The 7,315-nt window shown below is 41.7% G+C and carries 6 protein-coding genes and 1 pseudogene; 2 read left to right on the top strand and 5 right to left on the bottom strand.

Annotated elements, in window-relative coordinates; all coding sequences use genetic code 11:
• Nucleotides 1-104: 104 nt before the first annotated feature.
• The 5 genes from IM496_RS02530 to IM496_RS02510 all read right to left on the bottom strand — a co-directional run bounded on the left by IM496_RS02530 (nucleotide 105) and on the right by IM496_RS02510 (nucleotide 6,018).
• A complete protein-coding gene (locus IM496_RS02530) occupies nucleotides 105-1,037 on the bottom strand; it encodes a putative Ig domain-containing protein (RefSeq protein ID WP_353737620.1) in 933 nt (310 codons plus the stop codon).
• Nucleotides 1,038-1,070: 33 nt separating this feature from the next.
• On the bottom strand, nucleotides 1,071-1,874 hold the full coding sequence (locus tag IM496_RS02525; protein WP_287661149.1) for a calcium-binding protein: 804 nt from the start codon (nucleotides 1,872-1,874) through the stop codon (nucleotides 1,071-1,073).
• Nucleotides 1,875-1,967: 93 nt separating this feature from the next.
• Nucleotides 1,968-2,690 (bottom strand): WecB/TagA/CpsF family glycosyltransferase, encoded by a 723-nt coding sequence (locus tag IM496_RS02520; RefSeq protein ID WP_287661148.1) that lies wholly within the window; start codon nucleotides 2,688-2,690, stop codon nucleotides 1,968-1,970.
• A 140-nt stretch (nucleotides 2,691-2,830) separates the two neighbouring features.
• On the bottom strand, nucleotides 2,831-4,246 hold the full coding sequence (locus IM496_RS02515; RefSeq protein ID WP_194014855.1) for an ABC transporter substrate-binding protein: 1,416 nt from the start codon (nucleotides 4,244-4,246) through the stop codon (nucleotides 2,831-2,833).
• Nucleotides 4,247-4,416: 170 nt separating this feature from the next.
• A complete protein-coding gene (locus IM496_RS02510) occupies nucleotides 4,417-6,018 on the bottom strand; it encodes a B12-binding domain-containing radical SAM protein (RefSeq protein WP_194014853.1) in 1,602 nt (533 codons plus the stop codon).
• Nucleotides 6,019-6,570: 552 nt separating this feature from the next.
• Here IM496_RS02510 and IM496_RS02505 point away from each other — a divergent pair.
• Together IM496_RS02505 and IM496_RS02500 are read left to right on the top strand one after the other, a co-directional pair.
• A complete protein-coding gene (locus IM496_RS02505) occupies nucleotides 6,571-6,747 on the top strand; it encodes a DUF4089 domain-containing protein (RefSeq protein WP_002740449.1) in 177 nt (58 codons plus the stop codon).
• Nucleotides 6,744-7,181 (top strand): annotated as a pseudogene (locus tag IM496_RS02500) (amidase family protein); the annotation flags it as partial. The gene IM496_RS02505 and the pseudogene IM496_RS02500, both read left to right, overlap by 4 nt.
• Between the last annotated feature and the right edge of the window lie 134 nt (nucleotides 7,182-7,315).

Genomic DNA, 7,315 nt, shown 5'->3' with positions numbered 1-7,315 from the left:
TTGCAAGGTTCCAACTATCATTAACAACAGTAGATATCTGGCTCGTCCCAGTTCATTTTCTAACACTTTCTGGTATAGTTCACTTATCATTTTCGTTATTTAGGTCATATATGGTAAATATGACTTATCTTTTTTTGGAGTATCTGTCTGTATTCCATGCTACATAAGCTTTTCAGCTTGCTTGTCCCCCTGTCAGCACTGGTAGATAGTCCCCCTCGATCCCTGGCGGTAACTCGGATGTCAAGAATGCCCACATTAGCACCGGTAGGTGTACCAGCGAGAGTTCTAGTGGTTGGGTTAAAAGTTAACCAAGAGGGAAGAGGGTTATTATTACTGATAGTAACACTATAGGTGAGAACATCTCCTGCATCTACATCAGTAAAGGTGTTAGCTGGAATCTGAAAAGTGAAGGGTTGATCTTGTAAGATTTTACGATCAGTAATCGGATTAACAAGAGTGGGAGTTTCGTTAACGTTGGTAACGTTGATAGTTAAGGATTTTTCAAAAAATAATCCATTCCCGTCGGTTGTCCTGACTCGAATGATGTAATTATTAATATTTTCATGATTAAAGCCGCTCTTAGTTTTTAGTTGATTATTTTCAATGGTAAACAAAGAATTATTCGTAGAACCCGCCCCTGATACTAAACTGTAGGTAAAAGTATTTCCTCGATCGGTATCTGTGGTGCTAAAGGTACCTACCACTGTTCCTTGAGGTTGATTTTCGGCGATGCTACTGTTAGAAATATTTAGATCTGTGGGAGATTCATTAACATCAATTACATTAATCGTTAAAGATTTTTCCAAAGACAAACCCGCAGGATCCGTAGTTCTAACGCGAATGCTGTAACTACTCCGTCCCTCATGATCAAAGACCACATTGGTTTGCAGTTTATTGCCATTGATAGTAAAGAGATTATTGTCAGTGGCACCGATTCCAGTGACTAAATTATAGGTAAAAGTATTAGTAGGGTTAAGGGGGATATCTGTGGTGGTAAAAGTGCCGATAATTGTACCTATAGCTAGATTTTCGCCAATCCTGTTGTTGCTAAGGGTGAGGTCGCTGGGAGGTTAATCGATAATAAAATTAGCGGCGGTTAGGGGAGTTACCGAGGGATTAGATTGATTGGCGTGAAACACATCGATAGTGTTGCCCGTACTCAAAGTCAAACGGGTGACATTGAGAAAAGGACGGCTAAAAGTGGACAAAATACTACTAACATTAGTAAATCCTAAACTGGGGGAGATAATAATTTTCTCCATCGCCACATCAAAATCGAGAATTTGATCTTGACCGTTATTCACCCCGAAGAAAAAATTGTCTTGTCCCGCTTCGCCAAAGATAATGTCATTGCCAGTACCGCCTTCAATCAGGTCATTGCCGACACCTCCCTGTAGTTGATCGTTGCCTTCCCCGCCGATTAACCAGTCATTGCCGCCACTGGCACTGTTATCATCAAATAATAAATCGTTGCCAGAACTTCCCTCTAAAACATCGTTCCCCGTACCACCAGAGAGAGTATCATTACCCTCATTACCGAGGAGAAGATCGTCGTTTTCTTGGCCAAATAATCGATCGTTACCGCTACCCCCTTCCAGAGTATCGTTTCCAGCACCCCCTTGTAGTTCATCAGTACCATCACCACCTAAAAGTCGATCGTTGCCTAGGTTGCCCTGTAGGGTATCATTTCCTTGCCCACCCTGAATTGTATCGTTGCCTGCTAAACCATTGATCGAGTCATTTCCATCTGTACCAAAGATTAAATCGTTGCCATTCGTCGCTGGTGGGATAGTTTGTACTTGCGTTGTTAGGCTTTCTGGCAAAAAACCCTGGACTTCAAAAGGATAGGAAAATGGGGTATTTGCTAAACTCATGGCGGGTTAATTATGACTAGCAGATTTAACTTTCATTCCAGAGTAGCACAAGCCAAGACACATTTAACCGGCTAGATCATACGCTTTATCCTGTCAATAAAAAAGAGATCGCCAGAAAAATTTAGGTAAAGCTAACATTCGTTTCCAGCGCCAAGGTTCCTGATAGAGTCGATACAACCACTCTAAATTATTGTCACAGAAAAAGCGAGGGGCGCGGATTTTTGTCCCAGACCAGATATCAAAACTGCCCCCCACACCTACCCAGATAGCTTGGGGACAAAGATTGCGATGTTCCCTAATCCAATATTCCTGTCGGGGTACTCCCAAACCAACTAAAATTAACCGCGGTTGTTGATCTTTTAACACCTCAATCCAATCGGACATTTCCTCGGAGGATAGATAACCGTGGTTAGACAGAATACGGATATTAGGTATCTTTTTTTGCCAATTACTTGCCGCTTTTTCTGTAATCCCCGGTTTACCACCAAAAAAAGCAATAGGAGAACTCTCACCCTGCATTCCTAACTCAGTAATTAAGGATTCTGACAATTCAATACCGGGGCAGCGGGTTTGTTTTTTCCCCCTTAATTTTAAGTAAATAACAATCCCAGCACCGTCGGGAATAACTAAATCTGCTTCTCGAATAACTTGGGCTACTTTAGCATCATTTTCTCCTAACATTGCCATTTCTGCATTAAGAGTGACAACGTGGGAACCAAAACCTTGATAGAGGCGATCAATTAACCAACGACTGTAGTTATCGAGGAGATGAACTGGTAAACCAAGAACAGAATATTTGGGGGGAGTTTCTAACATAAGTAGGTAGGTGTTAAAAGTTGTCAGACACCCCCCTTATCAAGGGGGGATTAAGGGGGGCAGGGGGGATCAGAGGCAAAATCTATCTTCAATTTAATTATAAATACTTACTTATAATTCATCTTGATCTAATTGTCATTTTATCGAGAAATTGGCACAAAATCCACCCCAAAACTAGAACGAGAACCGGGTTTAACTACCACTAATTGCACAGATTGATTGCGATCGCCAGATGGTAAAAATCGCACTGGATTAGTCGCCCCGGGGACAGAAAAATCACTGCTTCTTAACGCCTGTTGAACTCCCTCTCGGCTAGATTCTGCCTTAATTGCGGCGATTAAAGCCTGGGTAGCGTCATAGGCGGTAGCAGTGCGCCAATTTACGTCTCCTTGCCACAATTGGCGGGAATTTTTTACAAAAGGACTGTTCGGATTAGCCCCCAAATGCCAAGCGACAGCTACAATCATGCCCAGGGCATTTTTTCCGCCTACATCCAGAGTTTTGGGGCTATAAACGTCATCACCCGCCACAATCGGTAATTTTTGACCATTGATTTGAACCACCTGCAAAGCCTTATCTAGGGTACCACTATCCCCAAGAAGGGCGATTAGATTTGCTCCCTCCTGTTGAGCTTGTTGGAGGCTTTTAGAAGGGGTAAAAGTGAGGGAAGATAGATCAAATTCACTCACCACTTGACCTCCTCCTAATCCTAAAGCGGTGGTAAATTCAGATTTTAGGGATTGACTATAATTACTTTGGGAGTTAAAAAATACCACTGCCTTGACGTTAGAAATTTTTTGCAAGCTAGATTCAGCTAATGCTCGCGCTGCCACAAAATCACTGGGAACAGAACGAAAGATATAGTCACCAAAATTGGAGAGTTTAACTGAGGTACTGATGGGGGAAATCATTACTAATCCCGCTTTTTGATAGATAGCAGCCGCCGCTAAAGAGGTATCACTGCTAGTGTGTCCTACTACTCCTAAAATGCTGTTATCAGCCGCTAATTTTTGGGCAATTTGAGTAGCAATTGCGGGATTATCAGCATCATCAGCAATGAGAACTTTTAAAGGAATGCCATTAATTCCTCCGGTTTGATTGATTTGATTTTGAGATTGGGCAACTCCTCGTAAAACTTCTAGGGCGGTGTTGACATTGCTCCCAATCGGCACGGAAACGGCGATGGTATAGGACTTAGCTTCACCAATACGGGCGTTATTTAAATAGATGAGAGCTTCGGGATCATTTTGATTAGCTCGCAGGGATTTTTCTAGGAGGTAAACTGCTTGCTGAAAGTCTCCTTTTCCGAGTGCCTGCATAGCAGCTTGTTTGTCAGAAGAAGCCCCTTCAACTATTAATAAGTTTTCTCCTTGACTAAATTTTGCTTGTGCCGATACCGATTTTTGCTCTGGTGATATTTTCTCGATTTCAGAAAGATTGGTTGGGTTATTTTTTCCTTGAAAACGATTGTATAACCACCAACTACCAGCCCCAAAAAATATTAGGGTAATCAGCAGGGATAAAAGCAGGGTAACTGTATCATTTTTCTGGCTCATGGGCTGATCAACTAAGATTAAATTAATGGTTTAATCGAGATTGATAGTTAATAAAAGCACCAATTCAAGTCTGAATTGCACCAATATCCGATCTACCTTGATAGAATACCTCATTTGGGGTCTGATAGTCAAGACATTGTTTAAATGCGTCTTAGCTTATTAGCCATATTTTACCTTTTTGTTTGGGATTGTTCTAAATGTTTTATTAAAATATTTGAGGATAAAGGACCGTGTAAATGACTCCAGGGTAAAACCTGTTCTAAACGCCATTGTTGATGAACGTAATAATCTAGAGGGGGAATTTGTCCTTTTAGTTCCTTAAAAGCGCGTTTATAACTGCCTAAAGAATCACCGTAGCCACGGGTTAATTCTAACAGGGAGGTTAAGCGGCGATCACCTCTAGATAATAGGGCTTGAATCACTGACCAATTATAACTTTCTGGACGAAATTCTATGCCCTGTTTACCTAATTGTTTCTCTAGATATTTTAATCTTTTTTCGGCCATTTTATTAACTCCAAACCACTGAAAAGGAGTATGGGATTTAGGCACAAAGGTGCTGCAACCGAAAGAAATTCGCAGTCCAGAGGCGGCTTTTTTTAATGCTGTTAACATTTCCACAGTCGCCGCAATATCTTCGGCTTCTTCTCCCGGTATTCCCACCATACCATAGAGTTTTATCCCCTTTAAACCGCCCGCTTTGGCATTAATGGCAGCTTGGATAATTTCATCATTGGCTAACTTTTTGTTGATAATTTCTCGTAGGCGATCAGAACCACTTTCTACGGCAATAGTAATTGATTTGCTGTCTCTTAGGGATAAAATTCTGGCTAATTTTTCCGTGACAGTATTAGTTCTAACTGAAGCGATCGAGAGTCTAACTCCCTCAAATTTTGGTTGAAAAAGATAATCAAGTAAGGTTTCAAATTCGGGATGTTGGCTGACGGAAGCACCTAATAAACCCAAGCGATCGGTCACTTTTAAACCTTTTTCAATGGCGGGAATCAGGGATTCTAAACTAGCGGTACGAAAGGGTAAAGTTAGATAACTAGCTAAACAAAAACGGCACATTTCTGGACAACTTCGCACCACCTCTACCATATAAATATTTTCCCATGCCGCTTGTTTTGTCACCACCGTAGAAGCAGAAAGGGTATTACTGCGATAGGTTTGTTTACTAACAAAGGCGGGAACATTATTATCTATGGGTAGAATTGCCGTAATTTCGCCTTCGGAACTATCATAATTAACGGTGTATAAACTAGGAACATACACCCCCGGAACCTTGGCCAAATGACGGAGTTTTGTCGGGCGATCAGCGTTTCTCACCTCTTGATAGGCATTAATAAAATCAGCAATTAAATTTTCACCATCTCCCAATAAAATTACATCAAAAAAAGCGGCAAAAGGTTCGGGATTAGCGGTTAAAACTGGTCCCCCTCCAAAAATTATCGCCTGCCGATCTTGCCGTTGATGACTGTGACAGGGAATTTCTAAAGATTCTAACAGCGAGAGGATATTAACATAGTCTAATTCCCAAGAAAAGGAAAAGCCAACTAATTCGGGATAACGGGGTAAAGATTCTTGAAAATCCGTAAATAAACGACTAACTTGTATATCCGATCGCATGGCTAAAGTTGCCCAAACAATTTGATAACCTAAACTGGTTATACCGACGGAATACTGATTAGGAAAAGCAAAAATAGTTCTAAGGGCATCACTGTGGGGTATTGCGGGAGTGAAGAGGAGTTTTTCGTCTTGTAAGATGGTCATTTCAGTTATCAGTTATCAGTTATCAGTTATCAGTGACTACCAGCAGTCTTCAGTAGTTTTTAATTTTCATTCTCTTGAAAGGGGAGACTTGTTACCTCTTGTTTTTGGTCATATATAAGTTTAATTTAATCTGGAGGTGAAGGAGGGGAAAATATCTCAATATACAGTTATATGATCATATCTCAGGTTATGCTCCTAGGGAGTCGGGGGTCAAGAACAAATTTAAGTTATACTTCCTCCCTAGGGATAGCTATTGTATTTACAGGAGATTTTCTCTTATATCCTAGCAATTTTCACAGCTTAACTAGGTGTCGATTTTATTCCTGAGCGCTGCTTTTAAGCAAATCTTGATCTCCTTCACCCCAACCAGAACGAAATCTATGAAGGATGCATCTCAATTTGGTCGAAATGTCTAGATGACATTTTGGGCGCACGCAGTTCGATGAACTCACTGACCACGGTGCGCCCCTACTATTGGCGCAATAATATTATTTATTGTAGGGGCGAATTGCATTCGCCCTCTTTGAATCACAAATATGAGATGCAACCTCTATGAATAATCCCGAAGAATACGTTATAATCATGGCGAAAATCCTAGATTTAACCATTCCCGATCGCTATTTAAATTCTGTGGTTGAAAACTGGCAACGCTTGCAAGAAATCGCCAGTTTAGTGACAGAATTTCCCTTAGAGGATGACGGGGAAAGCGCCCTCAGCTTTGAACCATGACTATTTCTGTGTGCAATTTAGCTCGATCGATCCAAAATCGTCAAACTAGCGCCTTAGAAGTTATTAGCCAGACTTTGGCGGAGATAGAGGCGAAAAATCGCCATTTAAATTGCTTTACCGACATTTTACAGCCTAGGGCGCTCGCTCAAGCCCAAAAAATCGATCAAGCGATCGCCAACGGTGAACCCGTCGGTGTCTTAGCAGGGATTCCCTTCGCCGTCAAAAATCTCTTTGATATCAAGGGTATTGTCACCCTTGCCGGCTCCAAAATCAATCGAGATCACCCTGCCGCCGGACAAGATGCGATCGCTATACAAACCCTAGAAGCAGCCGGGGCAGTTTTGGTGGGGGCGACCAATATGGATGAGTACGCCTACGGTTTTGTCACCGAAAATGCCCATTATCGGGCCACTCCCAACCCCCGCGATCCTAGCCTGCATTATTCACCAACTGGCAAAAACCTGATTGTGAGGACATCTCAAAAAACAGACTGTTTTTCAGCCAGATCGCTAGATGAACTTCTTGCCAAGGCTTTCGAGGATTTTCCAAAGTCTTCATGAATAATGCA

Origin of the sequence: Microcystis sp. M049S2, from assembly GCF_020245625.1 — a bacterium.
Taxonomy (GTDB): Bacteria; Cyanobacteriota; Cyanobacteriia; order Cyanobacteriales; family Microcystaceae; genus Microcystis; species Microcystis ichthyoblabe_A.
This window is presented reverse-complemented; position numbering and strand designations above follow the sequence as displayed.

Excerpts from the sequence above, each read along its gene's own strand:
- IM496_RS02525 (WP_287661149.1), bottom strand. The coding sequence starts at position 1,874 with ATGAGTTTAGCAAATACCCCATTTTCCTATCCTTTTGAAGTCCAGGGT.
- IM496_RS02520 (WP_287661148.1), bottom strand. The coding sequence starts at position 2,690 with ATGTTAGAAACTCCCCCCAAATATTCTGTTCTTGGTTTACCAGTTCAT.
- IM496_RS02515 (WP_194014855.1), bottom strand. The coding sequence starts at position 4,246 with ATGAGCCAGAAAAATGATACAGTTACCCTGCTTTTATCCCTGCTGATT.
- IM496_RS02510 (WP_194014853.1), bottom strand. The coding sequence starts at position 6,018 with ATGACCATCTTACAAGACGAAAAACTCCTCTTCACTCCCGCAATACCC.
- IM496_RS02505 (WP_002740449.1), top strand. The coding sequence starts at position 6,571 with ATGAATAATCCCGAAGAATACGTTATAATCATGGCGAAAATCCTAGAT.